The following is a 14,312-nucleotide window of genomic DNA, read 5'->3' as shown; positions in this document are numbered from 1 at the left end:
TTCTATTTTTGCGCGGCTTCAAGTTGTTTGATACGCGCATCCATTTCGCGCACTGATTCGATCAGGGGGGCGACAAGTTTCTCGTAGTCGACGCGTAACTGATTGTTATCCTCGCGCACCAACTGCGGATAAACTTTTTGTACGTTTTGGGCAAGAACGCCGATATCTTTACGGCCACCGTCCTTCCAGTCGAAAGTTACGCCCTGAATTTGCAGTAACGTGTCAGTGGCATTTTTCATTGGCTGAATATTGGTTTTAAGGTTCGCATCACTGAACGGGCAGCACGGCCATCCCGGCGGGAAGTCATAAAAATCTTTGGACTCCGCGTGGGCTGTTGCTTGCAGGCCCATGAACAAAAAAGGTACTGCCATTATCGTTAGATACTTTTTCATATGATACTCTGCAGTGTTATCCAAAATAATTGGTATTACAGCGCAGAAAATAATATCCCTAAGTGCTCTTCGCACAATGATGGCTAAACGATTTAACTTTTTCCGATTATTACTGAGCGTAATCAGTTCGCCATGTCAGAAGAAGTTTTAACGCGTTTTTCGGTTTGACAACCAAACGCTCAACAGTAATCCCAGAATGCACATCACCGCTGCACTGAAGAATATCCACGGGTACCCCATGTTCAGCGCTATAACCCCCATGATCGGCCCCGCGATGGCCAGAGCCAGGTCAAAAAACACGGCATAGGCACTTAGCCCGGCGCCGCGGCTGGAAACAGGCACTTGCTTGACCGCTTCGACACCCAGGGCCGGGTACACCAGGGACAAGCCAAAGCCGGTCAACCCTGCCCCTGCCAGGGCAAATGCGGTGCTGGGTGCCAGCCACAGCATGACCAGCCCCAGCGTTTCGATGCTCATGCAGGCAATCGCCACGTTGTAGCCACCAAAGCGGCTGATGCTGTTGGTAAAGATCAGGCGGCCCAGGATAAAACACACACCAAATACTGACAGGCAATACGCAGCCCCGTCCCAGCCCTGGTCAATATAAAACAGGGTGATAAAGGTGGTCAGCGTGCCATAGCCAATAGAGGCCAGGGTCAGGGTGATGCCATAGGGAGCAATCAGACCAAACACTGACCAAAAGGGCAGGCGCACGCCAGCGACCGCCGGGATTGCCGGTTTTTTGCGAATCAGCCCCAAGGCTGCCAGCGCCAGCAGCAACAGGGTTACACCCAGCATGGCAAAGCCCAGCCGGTCGACCATCACCACGCCCAGAGGCGCGCCAATGGCGATCGCGCCATAGGACGCAATGCCATTCCAGCCGATAGCCCTGGCGGTATGTTGAGATCCCACCTGGGCAATGCCCCAGGTGATGGTGCCGACACCGATCAGGCCCTGGGCAATGCCGAGAAATACCCGGCCGACAATCAAAACGCCCAGGCTCAGCAGTGGCCAGTCTTGCAGCGCTACGGCCAGGGACGTGAGCACGCCGCTGATGGCGATGCCGGTCAAGCCATACACGATGGCGGGCTTGGTGCCGATGCTGTCGACCAGTCGCCCGGCTGAGGGGCGGCTCAGCAGGGTGGCCAGATACTGCGACGCAATGGCCAGCCCTGCGACGATCGCACTGAAGCCCAGTTGGTCATGCACATAGCTCGGCAAAACGGCTATCGGCAAGCCAATACAGATAAAGGCAATAAAGGTGTAGAACACGATCGACAGGATCTGCAGGGTGATCGACAGGGAGCTTGCAGGGGAAGGGTGTTGCGCGGGCATTAGCGGGGAGTCCGGCTGGCGATCGGTAACCGACATGATGGCGCGGCCCCGGGATAAAAGAAAGCAGGCTAACGGTAATATTGGCCCACGCACACAGCCTGTGGGAGCGGGCTTGCTCGCGATAAAGGCGCTGCGCTGTATCAGGCCTCACGCGAGTGGCTAAAGGCCAGAAACGAAAAACCCCATCACCAGGACGGGGTTTTCGTTATAGCTGATCAGGCAGTGCCTGAATCAGAACGTAACGCCCTGGCTGCGCAGGTAGTCATCGTAGGTGCCGCTGAAGTCGATCACGCCGCTTGGGCTCAGCTCGATAATACGAGTGGCCAGGGAGGATACGAACTCACGGTCATGGCTGACGAATACCAGGGTGCCCGGGTAGTTCTCGAGTGCCAGGTTCAGCGCCTCGATGGATTCCATGTCCAAGTGGTTGGTCGGTTCGTCCATGACCAGCACGTTGGCCTTTTGCAGGATCAACTTGCCGAACAGCATGCGACCTTGCTCACCACCGGAAATAACCTTGACCGACTTGAGGATGTCATCGTTGGAAAACAGCATGCGGCCCAAAGTACCGCGCACCATTTGTTCGCCCTGGGTCCATTGGCCCATCCAGTCGAACAGGGTCATGTCGTCTTCGAAATCGTGAGCGTGATCCTGGGCGTAGTAGCCCAGTTCGGCGGCTTCAGTCCACTTCACCGTACCGGCATCCGGGGTCAGTTCGTTGACCAGGGTGCGCAGCAGGGTGGTTTTGCCAATACCGTTCGGGCCAATGATCGCAACGCGCTCGCCGGCTTCAACGGTGAAGCTGAAGTCCTTGAACAGAGTCTTGCCATCAAAGCCTTTGGCCATTTGCTCGACAATCACAGCCTGACGGTGCAGCTTCTTGTTCTGCTCGAAGCGAATGAACGGGCTGACACGGCTCGAAGGCTTGACCTCGGCCAGGGTGATCTTGTCGATTGCCTTGGCGCGGGAGCTGGCCTGCTTGGATTTCGAGGCGTTGGCCGAGAAGCGGCTGACGAACGCTTGCAGTTCGTTGATCTGCGCTTTCTTCTTGGCGTTTTCCGACAGCAGTTGCTCGCGCGACTGGGTCGCGACGGTCATGTACTCGTCATAGTTGCCCGGGAACAGACGCAACTCGCCGTAGTCCAGGTCAGCCATGTGAGTGCACACGCTGTTCAGGAAGTGACGGTCGTGGGAGATGATGATCATCAGGCTGTTGCGCTGGGTCAGAATGTTTTCCAGCCAGCGGATGGTGTTGATATCCAGGTGGTTGGTGGGTTCGTCGAGCAGCAGTACTTCAGGATCGGAGAACAGCGCCTGAGCCAGCAATACGCGCAGTTTCCAGCCTGGCGACACTTCGCTCATCGGGCCGAAATGCTGCTCGATACCGATACCCAGACCCAGCAACAGCTCGCCGGCACGGGATTCGGCGGTGTAACCGTCCATTTCAGCGAACTCGGTTTCGAGTTCGGCTACGGCCATGCCGTCTTCTTCAGTCATTTCCGGCAGCGAATAAATGCGATCGCGCTCGGCCTTGACCTTCCACAGCTCTTCGTGACCCATGATCACGGTATCGATCACGGTGAATTCTTCGTAGGCGAACTGGTCCTGGCGCAATTTACCCAGACGCACGTTCGGCTCCAGCATGACCTGGCCGCCGGACGGCTCAAGGTCATCACCGAGGATCTTCATGAAGGTGGACTTGCCGCAACCGTTGGCACCGATCAGGCCGTAGCGGTTACCGGCGCCAAATTTTACTGAAACGTTCTCGAATAGCGGCTTTGCGCCGAACTGCATCGTGATATTTGCTGTGGAGATCAATTACTTTACCTATCAATAGCTTAGAGTTCGCTGGTTTCAGCCGGTACCCATATGGGACCAATTTGGAGCTTTTCCAGCTCGCTCCAATCTGAGCTTGAGTCGAACCAATGCGCATACGTTGACAGCAACATTTGGACGCTATGGCCAAGCTGCTGGGAAATGAAGGCGGGATTCAAACCGGACATTGAGCGTATTGTCTCATAGGTATGGCTACAGTTGTATGGCACCGGGCATCTGATTCAGTGTGTTTGCTGGCTGACTGCACAAAACCCTGGTTTGGTATGACAGGTACCTCTCTTTGAAGCGCAAGCGGCCCAAGGATTTCGCCTGACCCGTGAGAAGCCTGCTTTTAATGGAGGCTATGAGAAGCCGTCAGCGGCAAATACGAATTTGCATAGGGTTTTTTTGCAGGCAAATCTGCCGGTATTTCCGCGTATGGCCTACAGGGTTGCCCTGTAGAAAGCCGATGTGAATGAGCGGCGCATCTTGCGAAAGGCCCATATTCAATCATGGTGGGCAGCGTCACTCATAGGGTGCTTTGTGCACACCTTGGAACTGCAAGCCCCGGTAGTCGGGCGAAGTTCGTGCAGAGGTCAATCATTCAAAGAGACAATGAATGCCTTTGATTTGTAGGGATGAACAATTTAAAAGCCACGCCCTGAATTGCAGTGTTAGTAAGCAATGCTGCAAGTTTATAAAGTGGGCAGCATCAGCGGCTGATGCGGATTTTTTTACGGGTGAGTTCACACATAAAGGTCCCCGTATCGCCGCGCAGTACGTACAAGGTCGCTCGGTAGAAAGCCGAAGGCCGCGTGCAGTGCAGGTCGCGCATCTTGCGATAAGCCCATTTCCAGCCGCGCTTAGTTACAGCACTCATCTTATTCATCCTTGAAAGATTTTATATTTTGAGTGTATCAGCACTTTTGGATAAATGGACTACTCCGTATGAGGGTGTTTTTCTGGCAAGGAATGTCGCCATGCTCAAGTTTTAGCTGCACTAAATTGTTTCGAATGTATTAAATTTAGATGGTCATCTAAACGAGTTTTGCACTTTTTTAGTGCGCAGCTGAAAGTGAGTGCAAGTTGGCGGTTGTTATTGGGATGGTGGCACTAAGCCATCTCTTGTCCAGGTTCTCCGTCAAATAATCCATGAACGCTTTGACCTTGGCCGTCAGGGCAGAGCGATCCTGTACGCAGGCATAAATATCCAGTGGCTCGACGCAGGACTGGCTTGAGTCGTGACTGTGTTTGAGCAGTGCAATCAGCCGGCCTGAATCGACATGGGGGGCAGCCACGAACTCTGCCAGGCGGGCAATCCCGGCACCGTAAATGGCCATTTGGGTCAGTGCGTCGATATCGTCACTGATAGCCGTGAAGTTCAGCGCTACATAGTAATGCTCCCCCTCGCGGAAAAACCCCCAGCGCAACAAGCGCCCGTCAAGCGGGTAGCGAAAGGCCAGGCAGGCATGCCTCTGAAGATCTTCAGGGCTGCGCGGGATACCGGCCCGCTCCAGATAGGCAGGGGAGGCGCACACCACAAAAGGTACTGAAGCGATCTTTCGCGCAACAATGCCTTCTTCCAGCTGCGGCTTGATCCGCAGGCTCAGGTCAATGCCGTCCTGGATATGGTTTATTTTGCCGTCAGTGGTGCACAGTTCAAGGCGCAGGCGCGGGTGGCGTGCCGCAAAACCGGCAATCAAGGGAGCCAGTACATGGCGGCCGAACGCGGAGGTCGATGCAATGCACAAACGCCCTTGCAGTTCTGTCTCGCCAGCGCTGATGGCCATTTGTGCAGACTCAAGGTCTGCAGCGACGCGTCTGACTCTTGCGTAGTACAACGCACCGCTTTCTGTCAGCGCCATACTGCGCGTGGTGCGGTGCAGCAACCGAGCGCCAAGGTGCTCCTCCAGGCGGTTGATGGTCTGGCTGACGGCGGCGGCACTGAGCCCCAGATTTTTTGCCGCGCCCACGATGGACCCTGTTTCGACCACTTTAATAAAGCTGGCAATCGCCGCGAGCAGATTCATGAGGGGCTCTACAGGTTATTCGTAAGATTTTCTTTATAAAGTAAGTGCTCTAGAACGTCTAGTTGACCGTTTTTGATCTTGCTAAGGTGCGTCATCTCTTTATTACATGCTCAAAAAAGGCCTTTTATGACCTCCAAAACATCCAGCGCCGTACTTTCGTCGAAGCGCATGAAGCTCTCCGCGCGGGCTACGCCTTATGTCTTTGCTTTCTACATGTCGACGATCATGGCCTTTCTGATGTCGTTGGTAATCACCGCAGCCAACTCCGGCATTGAGGAAGATTACCTGAGCAATGCGCTGCATGCTTATCAGCTGGCAATGCCGGTTGCGTTCCTGTGCATCTTGGTGGTGCGGCCCATTGTAGTGAAACTGGTGTCATTTACCGTGCACCCGCACCGTTAGTCCGAAAACCCTTTTTGTGACCTGTGGCAAGGGCGCAGCAGAAAAAGGCTGCTTAACTGCATCAGTGATTTTGGCGGCTGCCAGACAGGGGTACCTGAGTGGCAGCCACGGATGATTTTTGATCAGGTAAAGGAAGGCCATCATGAAAGCGCTCACCTACCAGGGGCCCGGCGAAAAAGCCTGGGCCGAGATCCCCGATCCGGTCATCGACAAGCCGACCGATGCCATTGTGCGCATCCTGCACACCACCATTTGCGGCACCGACCTGCACATTCTCAAAGGCGATGTTCCCGAAGTGACCCGCGGCACGGTTTTGGGGCATGAAGGTGTGGGGGTGGTTGAAGCGGTCGGCTCGGCCGTGCGCAATTTCAAGCCCGGCGATCATGTATTGATATCCTGCATCACCTCGTGTGGCAGCTGCGCCAATTGTCGACGTCAGATGTATTCCCACTGTGCGGATGGCGGCTGGATTCTGGGGCACTTGATTAACGGAACCCAGGCCGAAAAAGTACGCATTCCCCACGCAGATAACAGTCTGTACCCGGTTCCCGCCGGGGCTGATGAAGAAGCCCTGGTGATGCTCAGTGACATCTTGCCCACCGGTTTTGAAATTGGCGTGCTCGCGGGCAAGGTCAAGCCCGGCGACAGTGTAGTGATCGTGGGGGCAGGGCCGGTTGGTATGGCAGCGCTGTTGACCGCGCAATTTTACTCGCCGGCCCAATTGATCATGGTGGATGGTGATACAAACCGGCTTGAGGTCGCCAAGCGTTTTGGGGCCACGGATATCATCGATATCAATACGCAAAACGCGGTTGAACGTATTTTTGAGCTGACCCATGGCGTCGGGGTGGATGTTGCGATTGAAGCGGTGGGTATTCCTGCCTCGTTTGACACCTGCCAATCAGTGATAGCCCCGGGCGGCAGCATCGCCAACGTGGGCGTACATGGCAAAAGTGTCGAGTTGCACCTTGAAAAATTGTGGATCCAGAACGTCACCATTTCAACCGGGCTGGTCAATACCAATACCACCCCTCTGCTCCTGAAAACCGTGCAGTCCGGAAAAATCGATGCGGGCAAGCTGATTACGCACCGCTTTGCGCTCACAGACATCCTCCAGGCTTACGAGGTGTTCGGGAACGCAGCCAAGGAGAAGGCAATGAAGGTGATTCTGTCGCAACAATAGACAGATACACCATCCACTACTATGTTGTTTGCGGCAGAACTAATGTTACTTAATCGTTGATAATAGGGATATTGGCATATGAAAAAGCACATTTTGTTAGTTGGCGTTGTGGGTTTGGCGGCACTTTCCACACTTGCACAAGCTGAAACCAAACAACCCGTCGCAAAATGGACGTGCGCGGATTTCCTGGCCGTGGATGAGAGCTTCCAGCCGACCGCCGTTGGCCTGGGCGAAGCCATCAACAAACAGGGCAAAGTTGAAGATGCGGTGCTGGATGTAGACGGTATCGCCAAAATCACTCCTTTGGTGGTGACGGCCTGCAAGGAAACCCCTAAAGAATCCTTCGTCTCCAAGCTCAAGGCTGAGTGGGCAAAAGTCAAAAAAGACGTTTAACCCAAACCCGGCCTGTACTTCACGCGAGTACAGGCCTCTGCGGTGCAATCCTGGCCCGTATGCGGCCAATAACCTCCTCGCCGTTGTGAATTTCCTGCGCTGTAACCCCTCTACATAAAGACAGGCCTGCCTTACTGGTCAAAAGGGCGTAGTAGACTAGGCTTTTTTTATCTCTATCTGTCGGGGAACCCTATGTTAATCAAGTCATTAGCTGAGCTTGACCGTATTCGTGACGAGTGCCGTTCCATGGTCACCAAGCGCTCGGCCGTCTCGGCAGGTGCGGCTGCGATCCCCATCCCGGGGCTTGATATCGGTACGGATGTCGCGTTGCTGGTTGAAATGCTGCCGGCCATCAACAGCAAGTTCGGCCTTACCCCACATCAGATCGAACAGATGGACTCACGTTCCAAGCGTCTGATCGTGGTGGCTGTCAGTGGTATTGGCAGTGAAGTGATCGGCAAATTCATCAGCCGTACGCTGGTCATGTCCCTGGTCCGCAAGATGGGCACCAAAGTGGCGACCAAATCCGTGGTTCGCTTTGTCCCTTTTGTGGGGCAGGCCGTGGCGGCAACCATCAGTTTTGGTGTGATGAAACTGGTGGGCAATGGCCATATCGAAGATTGTTATCAGGTTTGCCGCGAGGCATTGCTGGCGCAAGCCAGAGACTCGACGGTGATTGTGATCGGCCCTGAAACCGATAGCTGACACGTTTTGTACACCTTGCAATCGAACCTGTTACGCGCAGGGCCCTCAAAGGTTCAAGGTCGATCAAAAACGGAGGGCGTGATGAACACGTTCAGAACCAGTTTTGCATTTCTGCTGCTGGGGGGTGTACTCGCCACCCAGCTACAGGCGCAACCCCTTTCAGAACCTTTGCCGGCTCAGTATCAGCAGCTGGCGCAAAACACCCCGATCACCAACACCCCGCCCGTTAACAACCCCATCCGCCGTATCAACCCCAACAGCCGTCAGGGCACCGGTGCTTCCGTGCCGGGGGCAAGTGGCCCGGGTATTGCGCCTGCGGTGCAGCCCCAGGGCATTGATAGCGGCAAAATAGGCAATGGTTACCCGCGTAACCCGCCAGTGCCACCGACAATCAAGCCGACCGCACCCTCGTTGCAGCCGCGGGACAAACCTTAAACGAACAAGGAATAGTTGATGTTGAGAAAAACCCTGCTGGCCACAATGTGTGCCACTTCGCTGCTCGGTATGGCGTTCACGGCCCATGCCGATGGGCAGAATACGTTTGTTTCCGAGTCCGGGGCCGTTACCGTCACGCCGGTGGTCGAAGGGCTCGATCATCCTTGGGCACTGGCCTTTTTGCCCGACAGGCAAGGCATGCTGATTACCGAGCGGGCGGGCAATCTGCGAGTTGTGAGCCCTGACGGTAAATTGTCCGCACCGCTTTCAGGTGTGCCGCAAGTGTGGGCCAAGGGGCAGGGTGGCCTGCTCGATGTGGTGTTGTCGCCCAGCTTCGGTGAAGACCGGTTGGTGTATCTGTCGTACGCCGAAGGTGGTGCAGACGGCAAGGCCGGTACCACGGTGGGCCGTGGGCGCTTGTCGGATGATTTGACCCGATTGAGCAACTTTGAAGTGATCTTTCGCCAGCAGCCGAAGCTCTCTACCGGTAACCACTTCGGCTCACGGCTGGTGTTCGATCGCGATGGCTACTTGTTTATCGCCCTTGGGGAAAACAACCAGCGTCCGACCTCACAGGATCTGGACAAGCTGCAAGGCAAGATTGCGCGCATTTACCCTGATGGGCGTGTGCCCAAGGACAACCCTTTCACAGGGCAGCAGGGGGTAAGGCCGGAAATCTGGTCATACGGCCATCGCAATCAGCAAGGCGCGGCACTGAATCCCTGGACCGGGACCCTGTGGACCCACGAACACGGGCCAAAGGGGGGCGACGAAATCAACCTGATCGAGCGCGGTAAAAACTACGGTTGGCCGCTGGCAACCCACGGGATTGACTACTCTTCCAAGCCGATTCCGGAAGCTCAGGGCAAAATCGTCGAAGGCACTGTGGTTCCGCACCACATATGGGAAAAATCCCCGGGTATCAGCGGCATGGCTTTTTATGATTCAGATCGCTTCAAACCCTGGCAGCACAGTCTGTTTATTGGCGCCCTGGCAGACAAGGACCTGATACGCCTGCAACTGAGCGGTGACAAGGTGGTGCATGAAGAGCGCATGCTCGGCGATCTCAATGCCCGTATCCGCGATGTGCGCCAAGGCCCTGATGGCTATTTATATGTATTGACCGATGAGGATGACGGCGTGCTGTATCGCGTGGGGTTGCAATAACACTCATCAATGTGGGAGCGGGCTTGCCCGCGATGGCATCAACGCGGTCTGACCGTTCAGCCGCGTCGTCTGCATCGCAGGCAAGCCCGCTCTCACAATGAAAAATAAAAGCGCTTACTCGCTCACAGCCTGCTTGATCTGCTTGGAGGCCGACCAGATACGGTAGCGCACTTCAATATCCTTGGGCACATACACCACGATCGGCAGTTTGCTGTTGTAACGCAGCATAAAGCCTTCACCGACCACCGGCACAAACTCGGGGTGCGCCTTGCCTTCAGGGCAAGCCATCATTGTGCTCATGGGCCCGCTGACCTTGTTCAGGCGATACATCGGGTAGCCCCAACCCTTGAGGGTTTTTTCTTCCAGCTTACCGCCAAGACGCTGCTGGTTGCAGTCAACCTGCAGGGTCTTGCCCGCGATGATCTGTACCTTGTAGTCGTCTTCATTCTTTTGCTTGGGCAAATGAATGACCTGACGGCTAAAGCCTGCTTCGGCTTTTGGATAGGGAGCGACATCTTCCAGTTTGGCGGCGTTGGCCACGCTGCACAGCGTACTCAAAGACAGTAATACGGCTGCGCTGATCACCAGTGATTTCATGGTGCTTTCCTTATTTCAGAGCTAAAAATATACCTACAGTTGAATTAAACAACCTGCCCGGGATCAACTTCAGACAACTAACAGTCGATTAAAGTGCCCGTTCGGCCACCGGGTACGGATAGATTACTTCGCACCAGGGTCGAACAGCCAGTAAACTGCTTTTTTTCCTGCGAATCATTAATTTACCGAGGTTTTGCATGACACTCAGTCCTCTTGCGGGCAAGCCGGCCCCGGCTCAGTTGCTGGTCGATATTCCGCGACTGGTGACCGCTTATTACACCGGTCAACCCGATGCAGCCATCACGACCCAGCGTGTCGCCTTTGGTACTTCAGGGCACCGCGGCAGTTCATTTGAACTGAGCTTCAATGAGTGGCATGTACTTGCTATCAGCCAGGCCATTTGCCTGTATCGTCAAATGAAGGGAATCAACGGGCCGCTGTTTGTCGGTATCGACACCCATGCGCTGTCTACCCCTGCCGGCGCCAGTGCTCTGGAAGTATTTGCCGCCAATGGCGTCGAAACCATGATAGCCGCTGACGACGAATACACCCCGACGCCAGCGATTTCCCACGCAATCATTTGCTACAACCGTGGCCGCACCAGCGGGCTGGCTGATGGCGTGGTGATTACGCCTTCACACAATCCGCCAGAAAGCGGCGGTTTCAAGTACAACCCGCCCAATGGCGGCCCGGCTGATACCGATGTCACCAAGTGGATTGAAGCCAAGGCCAATGAACTGCTCGCGGCCCGGCTGGCCGGGGTCAAGCGCATAAGCTACGAGCAGGCCCTTAAAGCCAGCACTACCCATCGTCATGATTACTTGAATACCTATGTTGCCGATCTGAAAAACGTGATCGACATGGACACCCTGCGCGGCGCCAATCTGCGCCTGGGCGTAGATCCGCTGGGTGGCGCAGGTGTGCGCTACTGGTCGGCGATCGGCGAACACTACGGCCTTGATCTGGACGTGGTGAACACCTCGGTCGACCCGACGTTCCGCTTTATGTGCGTGGACTGGGATGGCCGGATCCGCATGGACCCGTCTTCCAGCTACGCCATGCAGGGCCTGATCGGCCTGAAAGAACGCTTCGACGTGGCGTTTGCCTGTGATCCGGATCACGACCGTCACGGCATTGTTACGCCATCGGGCGGTCTTTTGGCCCCGAACAACTACCTGGCTGTGTCCATCGACTACCTGTTCCGCAACCGGCCGCAATGGCGCGCCGATGCCGCCGTGGGCAAAACCGTGGTTAGCAGCGGCCTGATTGACCGGGTAGCCGCGCGTCTGGATCGTCGCCTGTATGAAGTGCCGGTAGGCTTCAAGTGGTTTGCCGATGGTCTGTTTGAAGGCTCGCTGGGGTTTGGCGGCGAAGAAAGCGCCGGCGCCTCGTTCCTGCGTCTGGACGGCAGCGTCTGGTCGACCGACAAGGACGGCCTGATTCCGTCGTTGCTGGCTGCTGAAATGACGGCGCGTACCGGTCGCGACCCTTCTCAGCTGTACCAGAAAATGACCGAAGAGCTGGGCCAGCCGTTCTCCACCCGTGTCGATGCCAAGGCCACCCCGCAGCAAAAAGCGCTGTTGGGCAAGCTGTCGCCCGGGCAGGTCAAGTCGACCACGCTGGCAGGTGAGCCGATCACTCAAATCCTCAGCCATGCACCGGGCAACAATCAGGCCATCGGCGGGCTCAAGGTCATGACTGAAAACGGCTGGTTTGCTGCACGCCCTTCGGGCACTGAAGATATCTACAAGATCTACGCCGAGAGCTTTATCGGCGACGAGCACCTCAGCCGTCTGGTTGAGGAAGCGCAGGTACTGGTCGATACCGCCATCGCCTAAGCCAATAAAAAGCCCGACCCCGCAATGGGGTCGGGCTTTTTTGTGGCTCAGCGCAAAGCACTCAGCTGCGGGTGACCAGTTGCACCACTTGCTGCATGTTTTCGTTGCAGGCACGGGCTTGCTGGAGCATTGCTTCGAATGGCGCGCTCATGATTTCGTCATGGCTCAACCAGCTGTGCTTTTGCGTCATGGAGTACAGGTAACGGTACTCCTCTTTGCTGCGCTTGCTGCTCAGCTCCATATCAAACCACGGCGAGTTCACCTTGCAGGTCTTGATCTCCTTGCCAACCTCGGCCCCTGACAGGGTGATGTCGTAGGTGACTGTCTCCGGATCGGCCATGTACAAATCCGCCAGCTGACCGGTGCGGCGATAGTTCATCAGGCTGTCCCAGCGCTCGCTCGCAAAGGCGGGTTTGTATACCTGCTGCCCGGAGAGGTTTTCCAGTGGCCGAAGGTTGGTCAGCGTTGCCTGCACCTTGTAACGCTCGGGTACGACAAAGCCGGTTTTCTCGCGACTGATCTTGCAGTCGCCGATTTCCTTGCCGAAATGGTTGCACAGGTTCAGGTCGGTGGCACTAACCCCGGAGTCTGTGTCGGCGTAGCTGAGCTGCATCAGCGTCATTTGCCCCATCTGTACTTCAGCCGTGGTGCGGGCCTGGCCATCACGATTGAAGTGTTCGAACTTCTTCACGCCCATGCTCAGGCTCGGCTGTTCTTCCGGAATATGATCCTGGTACACCTTGCCTTCGGCATCGATGACCAGTGCCCAGCGATTCTGGATATCGGGCATGCTGCGCCCCGGCATAAACACCGGGTTGGTAGGGTCCAGCCACCAGACCTGGCCGTTGACTTGAGCCTTGACGATGGCGTGATTGGCTGCGCCTGTGCCAGGCAGCAACAGGCCAAGCGGGTTGCTGCCACGGCTGACCCAGGCGGTTTGCGCGGTTATGTCGCTGGCCTTCAACATGGCAGTCAGCAATACGGACAGGTCTTTGCAATCGCCGTAACCGCGCTCTTCGATCTCCTTTAAGGTAAAGGGTACATAGCCACGATCTGTGGCGCGCCAGTCACCCATATAACGGTATTGCTCGTGGATGTACTGCATCACGCCTGACACTCGCCCGGCGGCAGGCAAACCCTTGAGGCCCGAAACAACCTTGGCGGCGCCCGCAGGCAGGCTGGCGCCGAGGATTTGCTGATACCGCGCGGCGAGGTTGCCGAAGTGATCCTGCACCTGGCTGGAACTGGCGATTTCAACCCGTGGCATCTGGCGGATATAGGCGTTGCCGGCTTCGTTGATGTAGTTCACGAAGCGCGGTTTTTGCTGCTCGATCACCAGGGTCTTGTTGTCGGAAGAGGGGTTGAAGGTAAAGTCCTCCATCAACTCACTGCGCCAGACCATCGGCTGCTCAGCGGTGAACGTGCTTTTGAAGGCATCCGAGCGCACGGGGGCAGGGCCGAACATCATCGGGTAGTGGAAGTGCTCCATCAGCGGTTTCGCCACCGTATGCTCACGCACGGTGTACATGATACGGGTGCCGATGCGCAGGTTGGGGAAAGCGATCGATGTTTGCCGCGCTCGCTGAAAACCCTGGTCGGGGTTGGGGGCCATGCGCGTATCGATTTGCGAGGGGGCCAGCGCGACCGGTTTGCCACCGGGTTGTGTCGACTGGGCGTCAATGATCTCCAGCCGATCCGTTTCGGGGAAGCTGAAGTCGATGCGCGACAGCATCTCGCGGCCATTGTTGGTCAGGATGGTATAGCGGTACGTGGTAGTGCAGTCGGTGCTGGTGTCTTTGTTGAAATGGCAGTTTTTTGCTGTTTCGCCAGCCAGAGCAGCCTCTGACGCCGGTTGCAATGCCGCGTAAGACGGCAGGCTGACGATCCCCAGTGTTGCGCAAATCAATGATTTGCTGAAAGTAAAGCGGTGCATGAGCGCCTCAGGTCGTTCCCTTGAAACAGCACCCTGCGACGTTTTAGTTATGTTGATAGACGGTTGCAGGATGCTGCGCGAACAGCG

General features: G+C 56.0%; 14 protein-coding genes and 1 pseudogene. 7 read left to right on the top strand and 8 right to left on the bottom strand.

Features of this window, described 5'->3' with window-relative positions:
- Positions 1 to 2: 2 nt before the first annotated feature.
- From V6L81_RS15690 to V6L81_RS15665, 6 genes and pseudogenes are all read right to left on the bottom strand, one after another.
- Positions 3 to 392, bottom strand: a complete 390-nt coding sequence (locus tag V6L81_RS15690) for a tail fiber domain-containing protein (protein WP_095000160.1) — start codon at positions 390 to 392, stop codon at positions 3 to 5.
- Between the two features lie 147 nt (positions 393 to 539).
- A complete protein-coding gene (locus V6L81_RS15685) occupies positions 540 to 1,727 on the bottom strand; it encodes an MFS transporter (protein WP_338660692.1) in 1,188 nt (395 codons plus the stop codon).
- Between the two features lie 231 nt (positions 1,728 to 1,958).
- Positions 1,959 to 3,545, bottom strand: coding sequence for an ABC-F family ATPase (locus tag V6L81_RS15680; RefSeq protein ID WP_029611422.1), 1,587 nt, complete (start codon positions 3,543 to 3,545; stop codon positions 1,959 to 1,961).
- A 20-nt stretch (positions 3,546 to 3,565) separates the two neighbouring features.
- A pseudogene (locus V6L81_RS15675) lies at positions 3,566 to 3,784 on the bottom strand (hypothetical protein); the annotation flags it as partial.
- A gap of 470 nt (positions 3,785 to 4,254) precedes the next feature.
- Positions 4,255 to 4,422 carry a hypothetical protein gene (locus tag V6L81_RS15670; protein ID WP_165446468.1) on the bottom strand — a complete coding sequence of 56 codons (168 nt, stop codon included), beginning with the start codon at positions 4,420 to 4,422 and terminating at the stop codon, positions 4,255 to 4,257.
- A gap of 178 nt (positions 4,423 to 4,600) precedes the next feature.
- Positions 4,601 to 5,572: a LysR substrate-binding domain-containing protein gene (locus tag V6L81_RS15665; RefSeq protein WP_307988200.1), complete on the bottom strand. Its 972-nt coding sequence runs from the start codon at positions 5,570 to 5,572 to the stop codon at positions 4,601 to 4,603.
- A gap of 126 nt (positions 5,573 to 5,698) precedes the next feature.
- Between V6L81_RS15665 and V6L81_RS15660 the strand changes: the two genes are divergently transcribed.
- The 6 genes from V6L81_RS15660 (at position 5,699) to V6L81_RS15635 (ending at position 9,857) form a co-directional block, all read left to right on the top strand.
- Entirely contained in the window at positions 5,699 to 5,974 is a 276-nt protein-coding gene (locus tag V6L81_RS15660) for a DUF2798 domain-containing protein (protein WP_095000163.1), read from the top strand.
- A 142-nt stretch (positions 5,975 to 6,116) separates the two neighbouring features.
- Positions 6,117 to 7,157, top strand: a complete 1,041-nt coding sequence (locus V6L81_RS15655; RefSeq protein ID WP_095000164.1) for a zinc-dependent alcohol dehydrogenase family protein — start codon at positions 6,117 to 6,119, stop codon at positions 7,155 to 7,157.
- 78 nt (positions 7,158 to 7,235) lie between these two features.
- Entirely contained in the window at positions 7,236 to 7,550 is a 315-nt protein-coding gene (gene hdeA / locus V6L81_RS15650) for an acid-activated periplasmic chaperone HdeA (protein WP_095000165.1), read from the top strand.
- Positions 7,551 to 7,796: 246 nt separating this feature from the next.
- On the top strand, positions 7,797 to 8,255 hold the full coding sequence (locus V6L81_RS15645) for a hypothetical protein (RefSeq protein WP_232527584.1): 459 nt from the start codon (positions 7,797 to 7,799) through the stop codon (positions 8,253 to 8,255).
- Between the two features lie 81 nt (positions 8,256 to 8,336).
- Positions 8,337 to 8,690 (top strand): hypothetical protein, encoded by a 354-nt coding sequence (locus tag V6L81_RS15640; RefSeq protein WP_095019900.1) that lies wholly within the window; start codon positions 8,337 to 8,339, stop codon positions 8,688 to 8,690.
- A gap of 69 nt (positions 8,691 to 8,759) precedes the next feature.
- Positions 8,760 to 9,857 (top strand): PQQ-dependent sugar dehydrogenase, encoded by a 1,098-nt coding sequence (locus tag V6L81_RS15635; protein WP_370688636.1) that lies wholly within the window; start codon positions 8,760 to 8,762, stop codon positions 9,855 to 9,857.
- Between the two features lie 114 nt (positions 9,858 to 9,971).
- Here V6L81_RS15635 and eco read toward each other — a convergent pair whose 3' ends face one another.
- Positions 9,972 to 10,454: a serine protease inhibitor ecotin gene (eco, locus tag V6L81_RS15630; protein WP_095000169.1), complete on the bottom strand. Its 483-nt coding sequence runs from the start codon at positions 10,452 to 10,454 to the stop codon at positions 9,972 to 9,974.
- Between the two features lie 197 nt (positions 10,455 to 10,651).
- On the opposite strand from eco, the gene pgm reads away from it, so the two are divergent.
- Positions 10,652 to 12,292: a phosphoglucomutase (alpha-D-glucose-1,6-bisphosphate-dependent) gene (pgm, locus tag V6L81_RS15625; protein WP_095000170.1), complete on the top strand. Its 1,641-nt coding sequence runs from the start codon at positions 10,652 to 10,654 to the stop codon at positions 12,290 to 12,292.
- Positions 12,293 to 12,353: 61 nt separating this feature from the next.
- Here pgm and V6L81_RS15620 read toward each other — a convergent pair whose 3' ends face one another.
- The gene (locus tag V6L81_RS15620; RefSeq protein ID WP_153380291.1) at positions 12,354 to 14,225 is read right to left on the bottom strand and encodes a DUF3857 domain-containing transglutaminase family protein; all 1,872 of its coding nucleotides are present in this window, start codon (positions 14,223 to 14,225) and stop codon (positions 12,354 to 12,356) included.
- Between the last annotated feature and the right edge of the window lie 87 nt (positions 14,226 to 14,312).

Source organism: Pseudomonas bubulae (assembly GCF_037023725.1).
Classification (GTDB): domain Bacteria; phylum Pseudomonadota; class Gammaproteobacteria; order Pseudomonadales; family Pseudomonadaceae; genus Aquipseudomonas; species Aquipseudomonas bubulae.
Note: the sequence above shows the minus strand (reverse complement) of the source record. Positions and strands in the feature narration are given on the sequence as shown.